Raw genomic sequence first — 14,969 nt, forward strand, 5'->3', positions numbered from 1 at the left:
TGCGTCCAATGAGAATCTATATAAAAGGAATCCTGCTGTTGATGACCGTTGTCGTATGCGCTGCCATTTGTGGGTCGAGCGTACAGGCGCAGGATGCACATTTTTCCCAGTTCTATGCCAATCCGATTTATCTTAATCCTGCCTTTGCCGGATCATCCATCTGCCCGAGGGTGCACTTGAATTACCGCAATCAGTGGGGTGCTATTTCAGGTGATTTTGTAACCTATTCGGCTTCCTACGACCAATTTGTACAAGTTTTGCAAGGAGGTGTTGGGCTGCGTTTTTTGCATGATAGGGCAGGGCAGGCAACCTATTCGGTTACCCAGGTTGGTTTCGATTATGCCTACCACCAGCGGATTGCCAATCGTTGGACATTGAACTTCGGTGTGGAAGTACAGTATCACCAGCGAAAACTTGATTGGAGCAAACTGCTTTTCGGCGATCAGATCGACAACAAAAAAGGTTTTATCCTTCCAACCCAGGAACAGGAACCCGTGACCACCAAAGGTGTGGTTGATTTCTCTTCTGGTTTGCTGGTGCACAACAAGCACGCGTTTTTTGGGGTGGCGGTGAACCACCTCACCGAGCCGGATGAATCCATCATTAAACCGGAAAGCCCGTTGCCCATGAAATTCACCGCGCATGCCGGACTTAATTTCTATCAGTCTCATTCAACGGATGTGATGTTGTCGCCGAATGTGCTGTACCAGCAACAGGGTGATTTCAAGGAACTGAATGTGGGTGTGTATACCAGCAAGGGGCCCCTGGTTGCCGGTTTGTGGACGCGCCTGCTCGAGCGGGATGCGGTGATCCTGGTGCTGGGAATCAAAGGAGATATGGTGCGGGTGGGGTATTCCTATGATGTTACCATCAGTAAGCTCAGTCCGATTACCGGTGGTTCACATGAATTCTCCATGGCCTTTCAGTTCGATTGCAAACCCAAAAAGCCTAAGTTGAGGCCGATTTTTTGCCCGAGTTTCTAACGTCTTTTCCTCCACCACCAACCCAGCGGCGTTAGTACGATCAGGAACATGAGGAACCTGTATATCCAGGTTAGCGCCACCCTTTCTTCAACACGGGGTACCGGCGGTGATCCACCTTTGGTGCGAATGATGGGGTTGAGGAAAAACCGGTTTCCGCTTTCAAACGTAATCTCGGTGCGCACATAGGTGTCTTCAGGTCTGATCCCGTAAGCAGCTTTCAGGCCATCCTTGGTTTGGAACAGGGTGTCTCCATTTTGTCCGATGAACGTTACGTGGGAGGCGGGCTTTGTCCACCCGATCTTCAGGGTGTCATGCTGGAGTTGTACCCCTGTGATTCTTTCCATGCTGTCGATCCGGGAGGTTTTGGTCATCAGGGGCTCGTCGAAGGAAGTGTAGATTTCCACCCCTATGGTTTTACCGGTGCGCAGTGCATTTACAATAGAAGACGCTTTCAGGTCGGGTGCATACACCAGGGTGGCGTTGCGGGCCAGGTAGGCTGAGTCGGCAATCTCATGCATGTCATCGTCTGCCAGTATCCATGCCGGGTGGCCGGACGACAGGGCGGCATCCCATCTGGATAGGGAATAGGCGCGGTGGTTCAGAACTTCCATCATGTCATAGCCCGAGATCTTTTGTAGTTCCTCCACACTGTATCCCACACTGAAAGAAGGATGGGCCAGCGCTACCACACATCCCGTGTCTTCCTTTAGTGAAGATATCATGGTTTGTTTGTTGTGGATGTGCTGCCAGAGCGGGAATTCCAGTCCGTTTACTTCGCTCGGATTGATTACCACCTGATGATGCTTGCCTATGTTCACGCCATGCTCATAAACACGAAGCAAGGTTCCCGGATCGGGTGCTTCCGGAATTTTCATGTAATCCGATATGTTGATGATGTCGTAGTGAAAAGCCTGGTATTTACGGATGATATCCTCCCGGCTGTCATATCCATGTGTAACACCGCCCCATGCGTGTGCATGAGCGTGAAAGTTGCCAATCTTCCAACCACCCTCTGTCAGGCCATCGTAGGGATTGTAAAAATGGTCACCGGTGAATGGCCGGGCTTCAGGAAAGCGATATATACGGGTAGGTAAGTTGGAAAAAGCAAAGACCCACACGAAGAATCCCACGATTCCGATGACCGTTCGGATAAGTATGCGCACAATGCGTTTTACCATGAGAGCAAGGTTAGCATCAGCGAACGTGATGGTGCATGGTTGCGGAATTCGCACAGGTAGATGCCCTGCCACGTTCCAAGAGCCAATCGTCCCTGCATCACTGGAATGGTTATATCGTTTCCAACAAGTGTTGACTTGATGTGGGCCGGCATGTCATCCGATCCTTCCAGGGTATGAACATAGGCCGGATCATCCTCCGGTACAAGCCGGTCCAGGTACTTTTGCAAGTCGTGTCTGGCTGTAGGATCGGCATTCTCATTCAGGGTGAGTCCGGCGGATGTGTGTCGGATGAATACATGCAACAAACCGGTTTCGGGGAAAGTTTCTATGGCCTGTTCGATGTCGTGGGTGATCAGGTGTAATCCTCTTTTTCTGGGAGACAATACCAGGGGTATGGAACGGTTCCGGTTCAACATGGTTTTGCAAAGATGGTGATTTCCCTATACCTTCAACGCCGCTTTGTCCGGTATGAGACCTAATTTCATCAGAAAGCTTGTCATCCTGGGGGCCTTAACCGGCCTGGCCATCCTACTGGTAACGGTGTTGTTTTTTGGTGATCATGAGGTCAGGGACCCACAACGTGCGGAGCCGGAAATCGCACCCCCAAGCACGCTTCTTACCATCACTCCGTTTGAGCCTGATTCACTTACGGCTTCGTCCTTGCATGACTACCTTGATCGGATGGCTGACATGCCGGAGCTGAGACATGCTTCATGGGGGTTCTTTGCCATTCCGGTTTTCAGTGATACCGTGGTGGCTGCGCACAACGCCAATATGAGCCTGATACCGGCATCGGTGATGAAGGTGGTAACCACCGGTGTGGCATTGGATCTGTTAGGCCCTGATGCGCGATTTGAGACTTTGCTGCAATACGAGGGAACCCTGGATACCGCTCGTCGGGTGCTGTTCGGTAACATCGTTATCAGGGGCGGGGGAGATCCGTCTTTGGGGTCGGAAGTGTTCGGTACCACACGGCGCGATAGCATCATCAGGAAATGGGTGCGGGCCATCCGGGCAGCCGGGATCGATACGGTGTATGGTTCGGTTATCGGTGATGCGCGCGCCTATGAATATGACATGATACCCGCGGGGTGGGCCTGGGAAGATATGCAAAGCGGATACTGTGCGGGTGCCAGTGGTTTGTCTTTCAACGAGAATGTTTACAACATCCAGGTGGAGGTTCAGAAAGATACTTTCCGCATGGTGCCTGATATGGTCATTCCGGATTTCAGCCTGGTCAGCAACCTGAAAACAGGCAAAGATGCTCCAGGAAATGCCATCTGGGTGTCAGGTTCTCCGTATATGAACAAGTGTTTCGTGCAGGGCTATGTGTCTCCTGACTCCACGAAGTTCGGCGTTAAGTGTCAGGTTCCTGATCCTGCTTACCTGTGTGCATATACGTTGTATGGTGCCCTCAAGCGGAAGGGCGTGTATGTGCGGGATTCTGCCAATACCATGCGACGCCTGAACCGCATAGGAAGTCAGCAGCCGGAGCGGAAGACCCTACTTAAGATATCATCCCCGCCGCTGCTGGATCTGATTACCTATACCAATACGGTCAGCCAGAACTTCTATGCCGAGTCCATTCTTAAGAAAGTGGCATTGGAGAAAACCGGTTTTGGTAGCACTGTTCCCGGGGCAGATATCATCAGAAGTTACTGGCAGAGGAAAGGATTGGATGTGCGCGGATTTTACCAGGTGGATGGAAGCGGACTCTCCCGTTTCGACATCATCAGCCCGAGTCAACTGGCTCGAATGCTTCAGGCATATGGCCGTGACACCACTTTGTTCAATGAGATCTACGGTACCCTGCCTGTTGCAGGTCGAACCGGTACATTGCGCGGTTTATGCTTCGGTACCCGTGCGGAGGCAAATGTGCATGCCAAAAGCGGATACATGAGTCGCGTGAGGAGTTATGCAGGATATGTACACACCCGTTCAGGCCGCTTGCTGGCCTTTGCCATGATGGCGAACAACTTCGAGTGTACACCGCTGATGATGCGGCATCATTTCGAAAAGTTGATGGCGCTGATGGCGGAGATGGAGTGAGTTTTAAGTCTCAAGTCGAGAGTCTCAAGTTGAGAGTTTGTTTCGACAAAGGTATCACCAGATCATCCGACATCTGCCGACCAATATCTATTATCCTTTACCGGTGTGGCTGGTTTGATCTGTTTCTTTGGTTCTTAAACAACAAGCGAACATCGAAAAACGAGCTCCGTACCCTACGACTGCACCTCGTCCGGGATGTGTTGCCGGGCAAACGAGATCACATCTTCCATGTGTGCCTTTGAGAAACTGAAGGAAATGCCGGCCGTTTCATAAACTTCCCGAATATCTTTTGTTGCTCCCAGCTTCAGTGCATTTTTGTATGCGTTGAGGCTGGCCTGCCTGTCGGTTCGGAAGTTCTTCCACATGGCGAGTGCGCCCAGTTGTGCAATTGCATACTCGATGTAATAGAAGGGAACCGAGAAAATGTGACCTTGTTTGTGCCAGAGATGGTCCAGGTTTTCCTCCAACCCTGACCAGTCGATACCGGTTGCCGTGGAGCCGAATTCATTCATCAATTGCTTCCAGGCATTGCGTCTTTCTTCACGCGTATGACCTTCATGGGTGTATAGCCAGTGCTGGAATGCATCCACTGCAGCTACCCAGGGAAACAACTCGATGGCATCTTTCAGTTTTTCCGTCAGTGCACGGTTATAATCCGCATCGCTTAGGTCAAAGGTTTCCTGCATGTGTGCCATGGAGAACAATTCCATGGTCATGGAAGCCAGTTCCGCCACCTCATGAGGTGTTTGTCTGCAGTAGTAGGGGTGAATATCGGCAGTGAGGAACGAGTGAATGGCGTGTCCGCCTTCATGCATCAGCACCACCACATCTCTCATGGTACCTGAACAGTTCATGAAAATAAACGGGATGCCGGTTTCTACAAGCGGGTAGTTGTACCCACCTGCGCCTTTGCCAACCCGCGATTCCAGGTCGAGGAAACCACGGCTCTTCATTTCACTCAGGCAGTTGCCGAAGTACGGATCCAGCTTGTTGAAACAGTTGATGCTTCTTTGAATCAGGTCGGCTTCATCGGTGAAAGGTTGCAGGGGTGCTTTTCCGTCTTCATCCACCTCGGTATCCCAGGGGCGTAGTGTGTCGATGCCCAGGGCTTGCCGACGTTGTTCATTGAATGTTGCGATCACCGGTACGATCTCCTGGCGGATGGCAGCATGAAAATCAAGACAATCCTGCGGGGTGTAATCAAATCGTTCTTTGGCGCGGAAAGCATAATCCCGGTAATTGTCAAAACCTGCGTTCCGGGCGATTGCCTGTCTCAGACCCAGCATGCGATCGAATATATCGTCCAGCTTGTCTCGATCCTGAATCCTTCTTGCTGCAATTTTCCGATAGATGGTCTCACGCAATGTCCGGTCGTCACTTTTCAGCACCTTCGCGGCTTGAGGCATGGTCAGTGTTTTGCCCTCATGTTCGATGGTCATGGCACCGATCAAGGTGTTGTATTCCTGGTCGGCAAGTTCTATCTGGGTGAAGAGGGGTACATTTTCATCCCGGAAGAGCTCGGTTTCGTTGCGCACCGAACGTATGTATACATGCAGGTCTCCGTTTTCCAGATCCGTAAGGAATGGGGAGGCAAGCATTTTCAGGTTCAGTTCGTTGCCTACATTGGAAAGCTTGGGCGTGATGGTTTCAGCAAAAAACTGGAAGGACTCAAGAAAATCTTTCCTTCGTGTATCGCGTGTGGTGTTGATGTAACGGCGAGCAAATTCTTCCGTGGCGGCTGCATCCACTTCACTCCGGTCAAGAATCCATTGTTTCAGGTCCGATAATGAGTGAATTTCCCTGTTGAGAAGTTCATGGAAATGTTGCTCCAGGTCTTCCCATGATGTGATCCGGAAAGTTTTCGGGAGATAATTCCTTTTGAGTGTAGATGGGTCTGTGGGTCGTAGTTCGTGGTCGGACGATGCATCCGACGGCTTCGGTTTCGACATGTTTATTTTTCCTTACTTCCTTTTGTTTTTGGGGCGGAGGCCTTTTTGGGTGCAGCTTTTTTGGTGGAGGACGCTTTGGATGCAGGAGCTGCTTTTTTAGGTTTGTCTTGTGTAGCGGCAGGCTTTTTTGCAGCTTTTGTTGCTTTGGCCGGTTTCTTTTCTTCTCCTTCTTTTTCCTTGTCTTCTTCCGGTTTTTCTTCCAGCAGGTCGGTGGTGCGAAGTATGTTATACCAGCCTACCACTTTCTTGATATCGGAGATGTACACCCTTTCCTTGTCGTAATTGGGAAGTACACCGGCAAAGTATGATTTCAATGTGTCGGCGTCGGATTTACTTTCCGGACAGGCGCCGCCGTTTTCTTTTTCCTTGATCTTGGAGAAAACATCCTTCAGGGAAATGTCCTCCTCCGTTGTATATATACTGATGTCTTCCAGTGTGGTGATGCGTTGGTGCGCGTACGCAGGCAAGCGCTTCCCGTCTACCAGGGATTCCACGATCATGCGGTTTTTGTGACGGGCTACTACCTTGAAAAGTCCGTTCTGTCCTGTGATTGAAATAATTTCCGATAAATCCATAATACCTTCAGTTTCTCGACAAATGTAATAAATGGCAATCACATTTTATCTCCGCCGTTACGAACAATGCGGGAAGTGTGTCATGGTTGCTATTTCCGTAGGATGAACGATCGGCTCGATACCATCTTGTCGTTTCGCACCGCCAGTACGTAAGTGCCTGCTGCCAGTTGTGCCACGGAAAGCGTTTCCTGGTGTGCACCGGCTGCATATTTCACGGGTTTGGTTTTCGTGATTTTCTGGCCGGATACGGAATACACTTCAAACGACAGCGTGGTGGCGGTTTCCAGTTCGAAGCGAATACCGATCTGATCCTTGCCGGGGTTCGGGAAGATGTCGCCGAACTGCAGTGACCATGGGTTTTGTGTAGGCAGGCCCACCAGCCAGTCGTATTTGTCTTGTGCATGGTCGCTGCTGGTAATGATGTCTGTCAGGTCATCGCCTGCGATCAATGCGAAAGCAACCACCACCGAATCATTGGGGGCCACATTAAAAGGCCCGCTCGATACCACCGAAGCAATGTCTCGCATGCCTGCAGTGTCACGGTTGGTTGATAATGTGGTGTATTTTTCGGAAGATGGAAATCCATCGTAGATGTTCACGCCTCCCCCGGTTCCGTCGTTGTCAATGGCATAGTGCAGAAAGGGCCCTCCGGTCAGCAGTCGGATGCCTGCGTAAATACCGGATGCCTGTGTGCTATATGCGTATCCCAGTTTGTGAGCCGCATCGGTAGCTACGCGATTCTGACTGTAATCCATGATGTCCCAGTCGGAAAATATACCGGCATGAAGATCACTCCATGCGGTGCTTCCTTCATTAATAATGGTGTACTGGAGGATGATGTATTTGGTGTGCCCGGCTTCCGTCCATGCGAACGACTTGTGTTTGACGTGGGCATTCAGGGGTACGCTTGCCGGTGCATCGTTGAATTCACCCGCCAGGTCGAAATCCGATTTCAGGGAGGGGATCACCTGGTATACAGGTATCACTGAAGCAAAGTCCTCATCGGTATTTCCGGCCGTTGCGCCCCGCATGTTGTCAGAGACTTCCGGTCCGCTGGAAATGCCCAGCATCAATCCACCCTCGTACATCAGGGAACTGTCTTTGTAAACAAACCCGAGTCCTTCCACCTGGTTGGGAAGGTTGTACCCGGTTCTGCCTTTGCTGGTAACCGTGGTTTTGACTTCATTGATGGTAACGTTGATGTAGTCTACGTTTACCGTAAGCTTGAAATAAGCTTTTGAACTGTAGCTGCCATCGGTGATATCAACCACGAAGGTGATCACCGTGTTTTGAGGTGTTCCGGAATCGATCACAACGGTCCACGGGTCGCCGCTGTTGTCGGTGGATGCCAACGTGCCAAGCGCGCCCAGCAAGGTTTGGTTGTCAGTAATGGTCACATAGCTTGATGGGCTTGAGAGTGTGGCGGTGAGGTTGGAAGTAGGGGCGAGGTAGTTGGTGAATGTGGCGGATATCCACAATGTATCATCCACCACAAAAATGTTGTCTCCGTGGTCATCGATGTTCTCGTCACTCATCACCACCGAGGGTGCATCCGGGTCGGTCAGTGCGCGGTAGAGGTTCACCATGCCGGCTCCCAGCTTCTCTGTATAGGTCGCGTTTCCTGTTACGGTGTCTACCAGGTCGGCGGTGATGCGAAGGCGTTCTCCTACCTGGAGGCCGGTGTAGGATGGGAAGTGTGATTTTACCACGGCAGCACATCCGGCGGTAAGCGGACTTGCGTATGAAGTGCCGTTCCCGATCGATCCGTATGCCCCGCCATCAATGGTGGAATAGGAACTGGTTCCGGGTGCGCCGATATCCACCGTATAGCCATAGGTGGAGTAGCTGCCTTTGCGCCCGTCATTGTTGTATCCCGCCACGTTGAGGGCATTCTTGTATGATCCGGGATAATGGGCCTCGTCTTTGTTTGTGTTGCCAGCTGCGGCTACCACAAGGGCATTTTTGTTGATGGCGGCATAGTTTACGATGTCTTCATTGTATGCACTGTAACCGGAACTTCCCCAGGAGCAGTTGATGATCTGGCAACCATGATCGGCGGCATATACGATTCCTTCGTACGCACCTACAAGACTTCCGGTGTTGTCGGCGATCTTCACCGGTAGGAAGCGACATTTAAAAGCGGGTGATGCGATTCCTTCGCTGTTGTCTGTGGACGCAGCTGCAAGTCCGGATACGGCCACTCCGTGTGTCAGTGCTTCCCACTGAGGGTCATTGTCATTCATGCCCACGTCCCATCCCCGGTAGTTGTCTACATAGCCGTCGTTGTCGTCATCCGTGCCATTGATCGGATCGGCGGTATTGTAAGCGATGTTGTTCATCAGGTCGGGATGATCGGTATCGGTGCCGGTATCGGTGATTCCGATCACCACGCTGGTGTCACCTTTGTCGATGTCCCATCCTTCCGGTACATGCATGCTGTTGAGGTAAGTCTGGTTGCTCAGCAGGCCGTCATTGGGAGTATAATCCAGGTGGGGGATGAGGTGGGGTTCGGCGTATTCGGCGAAGCCCATTTGCAGGATCCGGTTCACCACTTTTTCCACCGGCAGTTCGGCGGAGTAGGTGAGCTCATAGACAAGCGACAGGTCCACCAGTTGCTGCCCCAGTGCATTTTTCCGGGTGGTAAGAGGTGATTTGTGAGGGAATTTTTTTGCGAAGGACCTGGTGCCGATCTGATTCATCAATTGCTTGAACGGAACAGGCAAATGATCAGCAGTTGCAAACAAAGTTTGGTATTCGGGTTTGAGTTTGATGATCACCGTGTTCGCGTTGTAGTCGACCCCGGAGACAAAGCCCGCAGGCATCACGTAAGGTGCATGTGGGGAAGGAACGGATTCGGATGGTGCGGAAACACCATTGCCGGCAAACAGGGAAACCGGTGCGAGACCAATGAAAAGGAGCAAGTGAACCGCGCTGCGTGTCATGTTGGAATAAGGTACGTTTGATAGAACTGTATTCGGGGAGACTCGCGACTAAGCTACCACATTTGACCCTGATATGCAATGCAATCCGTGCCTACGCATCATTTGCCGGCAGCTATCCAGCGTGTGAATGACGACATTCCGTCGGCGTCCTGCGTGCGGATCAGGTAGGCACCCGGGATGAGATCCGGCAGGCTGAGTGTAACCGTCGTGCCGGTAGGCTTCAGGTGAGGCCAAGCGCAGACCAGCTTTCCGTTCATGTCGAGGATTTCTACCGCAACGATGGGGTGTTGATCCTGTGATGATATGCGAAGGATGTTGTTCCCGGGGTTGGGGAAGGCGGTGATACGGGGTGTATGGTCATCTCCCTTGGTATCGTATATGCCGGTTAGTGTGGGGTCGTATTTAAGCTGCGCCCGTTGGCCGTTCTCGAGCAATCCTTCCAGGGATTCGTTCGCCAGAATGGCAAAGGCAATGGTCACGCTGTCGTTTTTTGGAATATCGTACGGTCCGCTGGAAACAACGCTGATTACATCGCCACCACCCAACGCTGTTCCTGCCTGGTTGCGCGGTTGCGATATCACCTTGAACTTCTCTGCCGGTGAAAATCCATCCGACACAATTACTCCGCCGCTGCCTGTTGGGTTGTTGTCGATGGCATAATGGTTGAACTTGGTGGATGAAAGAACCTTCACGCCTCCATACCATCCACCCGGTTGAATGTTCTGCACGTAACCGACTCGCTTCGCTGAATCTGTTTCCGCCCGGTTCTTGTCGTTGCTTTGAATGTCCCAGTCGGTGAAAATCCCCGCATACACACTATCAAGATCTGTGGCTCCCTTGTTGGTTACAACATATTCCAGAATCACATAACTGTCGTCCGGTGAGGTGGTGTAAACCAGGCTTCGTTGGGTGATTTGCACCGATAGCGGTGCGCCGGCATTCGAATCGTCGAACCTGGCTACCGATTCATGGTCGGCGCGTAAGGATGACGGGATAACCCGTATGGATTGCAGGATGGAAAAGTCCGCATCATACAGGCTGCTGATTGATCCGATCAGTTTGTCTGATACTTTTCCTTTGCGACCGATCATGAACCCTGCATCATAAACCATGTTGGCCTGGTCATCTTTGGATATACCGATGCCTTTTTGTTGGTAAGGATTGCGGTAGCCGATGTCGCCGGTGGAGCTTATGGTGGTATGCAGCCTGTTTTCCGTCAGGTTCAGGTAGTCGAGGTTGATGTCGATGGAAAAGTTCGCGTAGGTTTGGTAGCTTGAAGTATCGCTGATGAGGAGTTTGAAGTTGATGGTGCCCCCGGATGCTGCGCTGTCACTGATTCTAATACGGAAAGGGTATGATTGGTTGTCGCCGCTGATTTCTGTTCCCAGGGGGCCAATGCCTGAAGAGTCGATGAATATTTCTGCGTCGATGGACTGGGTGCTGAGGTTGAGGGTGAGCGGACCGCTCGGTGCCAGGAAATTGGTGACGGTTACCACCATGTCAAGCGTATCTCCTGAATTCCACATCCCGTCGTAGCCGTCATCGATGTCTACGTGATCCAGTTCGATGGCGGGTGAGCCGGAAGTAGACAAAGCTTTGAATAAGTTGACACGCCCGGTACCCATCAGTCCGGCATAGGCTGTGTTACCGGCTATGGTATCGATGTTGTCTGTTGTGCTTTTAAGCAATGCAGCGATCTGGGACGCATTCAGGTCAGGGTAGTATGATCTGACAAGCGCTGCGCATCCTGCAACAATCGGGCTTGCGAAGGATGTGCCGCTGGATATGATGTAACCGTCACCGTTCCACGTGCTGTATACCTGGTCGCCGGGTGCCGAAATATCAACAAGGGTTCCGTAGGAAGAACCGCCCCACTTAACGTCCATGTTGTTGGTGGCTGCTACCGACAGTACATTTTGGTAGGATGCCGGATAAAAGGGAATAGGGTCATTGTCGTTACCGGCTGCTGCTACCATCACCACATCTTCATTGTAAGTTGCATAGTTGATGACATCCTGTTCGTATGCACTGTTACCGCCTTTTGTTCCCCATGAGCAATTGATTACATCACATCCGTGATCGGCACCATAGATGATGGATTCGTATCCTTTGGTCAGGTACCCGTTGGCATCGGTGATCTTCAGTGGCATGAACTTGCAATTGAATCCTGCCCCGGCCATACCCAGTCCGTTGTTTGTGCTGGCAGCCGCAAGTCCGGACACGAATACCCCGTGGTGTTTGCCGACGTCGTTGCTTGAAGGATCGTTGTCGTTCTGTCCCAGATCCCATCCTCTGTAGTTATCGATGTATCCGTCTCCGTCGTCATCCACGCCGTTGATGGGGTCAAAATAGTTGTACTTGATGTTGTTTACCAGGTCTTCATGGTCGATGTCGGTTCCTGTATCCGAAATGCCAATCACCACGGAAGTATCTCCCTGGCTGATGTCCCATGCATCAAATGATTGAAGCAGCGGGTGCTCATATTGAGATGGAAGGTTGGGGTCGTTCGGAGTGAACAGCAATTGCGGTAAGTTATGTGGTTCTGCATATTCCACCAGGCCGGTGGCTTGAAGTTTTTTTCTTACTTCATCAACGGACATGTTGGCGGTCCATGTGATTTCGTAGATCAATGAGAGATCTACTTTTTTGTCCGGAAATTTTTTCCCGGTTCCGCTTTGCGGGTTCTTATCGGGGTAAATCTTTGCTGACCGGTTGGTGCCGATCTGGTTGAAGAACCTGTTGATCTCAGGCAGGTCGATGAAGTTGGTGCTGCATGCATTCCTGTATGCCGGCTTCATCTTTACGATGATGGTTTTGGGTAAAAATGCCGGTGGATCAGCAGGATTAGGGCCGGCGCCAAATGAGTCATGGCAAACCGGTAACAGGCAGGCCAGGGTCAATGCAATGCGTTGGATGTGTGTCATGCCATGACGGAAACGGATCATGGCCGGTATACGAAATTAACCCGCAATGGTTATCCGTTTTTACAATCCGGGCTTCACAATTCAGGGTAGGCCGGTAGCTTGCGAAGAAATTGCCACTGGCCGGTTTCCGGTAACTTGTGACACAACACATGATGGGCACCATTGGATAGCAGAAGATAACTGACCTGAAGTGTTGCGTGATACATGGCAGCCTGTTGGAAGGTACCCTCGGTTATGGTCACCTCCGGAGCCTTGCATTCAAGCAAGAGTATCGGTTTTCCGAAAAGATCGTATACCACCAGGTCGCTGCGCTTGGTGCGTTGGTTGTATGCGAGTTTCTTTTCAACCGACATCAGGGAAATAGGGAATTGCATTTCCTCGCTCAGGTAACGGATCCATCTTTGTCTCACGGTTTCTTCCGGGGTGTATGCAATGAACTTTTTACGTACCGGATCAAAGATCTGCTCCTGCCCGTTTTGAACCCGGGTACGGAATATGTAAAGTGGCAGTACCGTTTCCATGTTGACCGTAAAAGTAATAGGTTTGTACATTGATTGTTGATCCATGAAAACAAAGGAAGAGATCGTTAAGGACTGGCTCCCCAGATATACCGGTAAAACCATTGAGGAATTCGGGAGTTATATCCTGCTGACCAATTTCAATCATTACCTTGAACTGTTTGCGGAGCTTCATGGGGTGAATGATGTGAACTGGGATAAACCGATGCCAACCGTAACAGCCGATGGCATCAGCATGGTCAATTTCGGAATGGGAAGTGCCAACGCCGCTACCGTCATGGACCTGCTGACAGGCATCTCTCCCAAGGCCTGTTTGTTCCTGGGAAAGTGCGGCGGACTGAAAAAGAAGAATGCTGTGGGTGATTTCATCCTGCCCATCGCAGCCATCCGCGGGGAAGGTACATCCAATGATTACTTTCCTCCGGAAGTACCTGCGTTGCCCGCATTCAACCTGCAGAAAGCTGTTAGTACCACCATCCGCAACCATCAAAGGGACTACTGGACGGGAACCGTGTACACCACCAACCGCAGGGTGTGGGAACATGATGATGAATTCAAGAATTACCTGCGAAAGATCCGGTGCATGGGCATCGATATGGAAACAGCCACCATTTTTGCTGTGGGTTTCCGTAACCGGATCCCGACTGGCGCGTTGTTGCTTGTGTCAGACCAACCCATGATTGCCGAAGGTGTGAAAACCGAAGCCAGCGACAAGGCGGTGACGGAGAACTTTGTTAAAGAACACCTTGCCATCGGCATTGAGTCGTTGAAGGAACTCATCAACAACGGACTCACCGTAAGGCACCTGAAGTTCTAAGCCGAAGCACATGAAGAAATTCGATCAGATCTTAGGTGACCTCAAAAAGCAAATCTACCACCCTGTCTATTTCCTGGCCGGCGAGGAGCCTTACTACATTGATCAGATATCGAACTACATTGCCGAACATGTACTGACCGAGTCGGAACGGGAATTCAATCAAACCATCCTGTATGGCAGGGATACCAGCATGGATGCGGTCTTGGTGGAAGCCAAGCGCTTTCCCATGATGGCGAATTACCAGGTGGTGATTGTAAGGGAAGCACAACACCTGAAAAACCTGGAGGTGCTGGAATCATACATGCAAAAGCCACAGTCTACCACCATCCTTGTATTCTGCTACAAGTACAAGAACCCCGACAAACGCAAAAGTTATGTGAAGGCCATTGACAAAAAAGGGGTGCTTTTTGTTGCCGAACGACTCAGGGATTACCAGGTGCCCGACTGGATCGAACGGTACCTGGCTGCGCGGAAATTCACCATTACTCCCAAGGCCACCGTTTTGCTGACCGAATACCTGGGTACCGACCTCGACAGGATTCACAATGCACTCCAGAAGCTGATCATCACCGATCCTCCGGACCACCAGATCACACCCGAACTGATCGAACGTTACATCGGAATCAATAATGATTATAACAGCTTTGAGCTTCAAAAGGCCATTGGTACAGGCAATATTGCCAAAGCAAACCAGATCGTGAACTACTTTGCGCGCAATGAGAAGGAACATCCGATGGTGTTGACCATGGGCTCGTTGTACTATTTCTTCAGCAAATTGTTGTTGTACCACGTGCACAAGCGCAAACCCCGGAATGAACTGGCTGCCGCGCTCAGGGTGAACCCGTATTTCCTGAAAGATTACGAACGCTACGCGAAGCATTTCAACCCGTCACAAACCCGGGATGCCATTCGCATCCTGCGTGATTATGACCTCAAGTCGAAAGGTGTGGGCAATGCCAGCAACAGCCAGGGAGAGCTGCTGCAGGAAATGGTTTGGCGGTTGATGCACGCTTGACCCGTATCGCTGCAATCCT

The 14,969-nt window shown here is 51.1% G+C and carries 11 protein-coding genes; 4 read left to right on the forward strand and 7 right to left on the reverse strand.

The genetic code is table 11. The features are described 5' to 3' along the window. Nucleotides 1-8 precede the first annotated feature (8 nt). Nucleotides 9-983 (forward strand): type IX secretion system membrane protein PorP/SprF, encoded by a 975-nt coding sequence (locus tag H6585_04525; protein ID MCB9447592.1) that lies wholly within the window; start codon nucleotides 9-11, stop codon nucleotides 981-983. On the opposite strand, the gene H6585_04530 is transcribed toward H6585_04525, so the two are convergent. Both H6585_04530 and H6585_04535 read right to left on the reverse strand, forming a co-directional pair. Continuing rightward, on the reverse strand, nucleotides 980-2,161 hold the full coding sequence (locus H6585_04530) for a hypothetical protein (protein ID MCB9447593.1): 1,182 nt from the start codon (nucleotides 2,159-2,161) through the stop codon (nucleotides 980-982). The genes H6585_04525 and H6585_04530 overlap by 4 nt on opposite strands. Further along, nucleotides 2,155-2,577: a YjbQ family protein gene (locus H6585_04535; GenBank protein ID MCB9447594.1), complete on the reverse strand. Its 423-nt coding sequence runs from the start codon at nucleotides 2,575-2,577 to the stop codon at nucleotides 2,155-2,157. The genes H6585_04530 and H6585_04535 overlap by 7 nt, the downstream gene beginning before the upstream one ends. Nucleotides 2,578-2,629: 52 nt before the next feature. Here H6585_04535 and dacB point away from each other — a divergent pair, with 52 nt between their 5' ends. Further along, entirely contained in the window at nucleotides 2,630-4,210 is a 1,581-nt protein-coding gene (gene dacB, locus H6585_04540) for a D-alanyl-D-alanine carboxypeptidase/D-alanyl-D-alanine-endopeptidase (protein ID MCB9447595.1), read from the forward strand. A gap of 173 nt (nucleotides 4,211-4,383) precedes the next feature. Here dacB and H6585_04545 read toward each other — a convergent pair whose 3' ends face one another. The 5 genes from H6585_04545 to H6585_04565 form a co-directional block, all read right to left on the reverse strand. Further along, entirely contained in the window at nucleotides 4,384-6,159 is a 1,776-nt protein-coding gene (locus H6585_04545; protein ID MCB9447596.1) for a M3 family oligoendopeptidase, read from the reverse strand. Between the two features lie 2 nt (nucleotides 6,160-6,161). After that, nucleotides 6,162-6,734 (reverse strand): DUF5606 domain-containing protein, encoded by a 573-nt coding sequence (locus tag H6585_04550; protein MCB9447597.1) that lies wholly within the window; start codon nucleotides 6,732-6,734, stop codon nucleotides 6,162-6,164. A gap of 89 nt (nucleotides 6,735-6,823) precedes the next feature. Further along, entirely contained in the window at nucleotides 6,824-9,676 is a 2,853-nt protein-coding gene (locus tag H6585_04555) for a S8 family peptidase (GenBank protein MCB9447598.1), read from the reverse strand. A 98-nt stretch (nucleotides 9,677-9,774) separates the two neighbouring features. Continuing rightward, the gene (locus H6585_04560) at nucleotides 9,775-12,621 is read right to left on the reverse strand and encodes a S8 family peptidase (protein ID MCB9447599.1); all 2,847 of its coding nucleotides are present in this window, start codon (nucleotides 12,619-12,621) and stop codon (nucleotides 9,775-9,777) included. Nucleotides 12,622-12,674: 53 nt separating this feature from the next. Then, nucleotides 12,675-13,166 (reverse strand): type I restriction enzyme HsdR N-terminal domain-containing protein, encoded by a 492-nt coding sequence (locus H6585_04565; GenBank protein ID MCB9447600.1) that lies wholly within the window; start codon nucleotides 13,164-13,166, stop codon nucleotides 12,675-12,677. On the opposite strand from H6585_04565, the gene H6585_04570 reads away from it, so the two are divergent. Both H6585_04570 and holA read left to right on the forward strand, forming a co-directional pair. After that, entirely contained in the window at nucleotides 13,165-13,935 is a 771-nt protein-coding gene (locus tag H6585_04570) for an AMP nucleosidase (GenBank protein MCB9447601.1), read from the forward strand. The two genes, H6585_04565 and H6585_04570, sit on opposite strands and share 2 nt — an antisense overlap. A gap of 10 nt (nucleotides 13,936-13,945) precedes the next feature. Beyond that, on the forward strand, nucleotides 13,946-14,950 hold the full coding sequence (gene holA, locus H6585_04575; protein ID MCB9447602.1) for a DNA polymerase III subunit delta: 1,005 nt from the start codon (nucleotides 13,946-13,948) through the stop codon (nucleotides 14,948-14,950). The last annotated feature ends 19 nt before the right edge of the window (nucleotides 14,951-14,969 follow it).

It is taken from the genome of Flavobacteriales bacterium, assembly GCA_020635855.1.
Classification (GTDB): Bacteria; Bacteroidota; Bacteroidia; order JACJYZ01; family JACJYZ01; genus JACJYZ01.

What these genes read in the sequence shown, in the direction of transcription:
- H6585_04555 (MCB9447598.1), bottom strand. Translation starts at nt 9,676, where the DNA reads ATGACACGCAGCGCGGTTCACTTGCTCCTTTTCATTGGTCTCGCACCG.
- H6585_04550 (MCB9447597.1), bottom strand. Translation starts at nt 6,734, where the DNA reads ATGGATTTATCGGAAATTATTTCAATCACAGGACAGAACGGACTTTTC.
- holA (MCB9447602.1), top strand. Translation starts at nt 13,946, where the DNA reads ATGAAGAAATTCGATCAGATCTTAGGTGACCTCAAAAAGCAAATCTAC.
- dacB (MCB9447595.1), top strand. Translation starts at nt 2,630, where the DNA reads ATGAGACCTAATTTCATCAGAAAGCTTGTCATCCTGGGGGCCTTAACC.
- H6585_04565 (MCB9447600.1), bottom strand. Translation starts at nt 13,166, where the DNA reads ATGGATCAACAATCAATGTACAAACCTATTACTTTTACGGTCAACATG.
- H6585_04530 (MCB9447593.1), bottom strand. Translation starts at nt 2,161, where the DNA reads ATGGTAAAACGCATTGTGCGCATACTTATCCGAACGGTCATCGGAATC.
- H6585_04525 (MCB9447592.1), top strand. Translation starts at nt 9, where the DNA reads ATGAGAATCTATATAAAAGGAATCCTGCTGTTGATGACCGTTGTCGTA.
- H6585_04535 (MCB9447594.1), bottom strand. Translation starts at nt 2,577, where the DNA reads ATGTTGAACCGGAACCGTTCCATACCCCTGGTATTGTCTCCCAGAAAA.
- H6585_04560 (MCB9447599.1), bottom strand. Translation starts at nt 12,621, where the DNA reads ATGATCCGTTTCCGTCATGGCATGACACACATCCAACGCATTGCATTG.
- H6585_04545 (MCB9447596.1), bottom strand. Translation starts at nt 6,159, where the DNA reads ATGTCGAAACCGAAGCCGTCGGATGCATCGTCCGACCACGAACTACGA.
- H6585_04570 (MCB9447601.1), top strand. Translation starts at nt 13,165, where the DNA reads ATGAAAACAAAGGAAGAGATCGTTAAGGACTGGCTCCCCAGATATACC.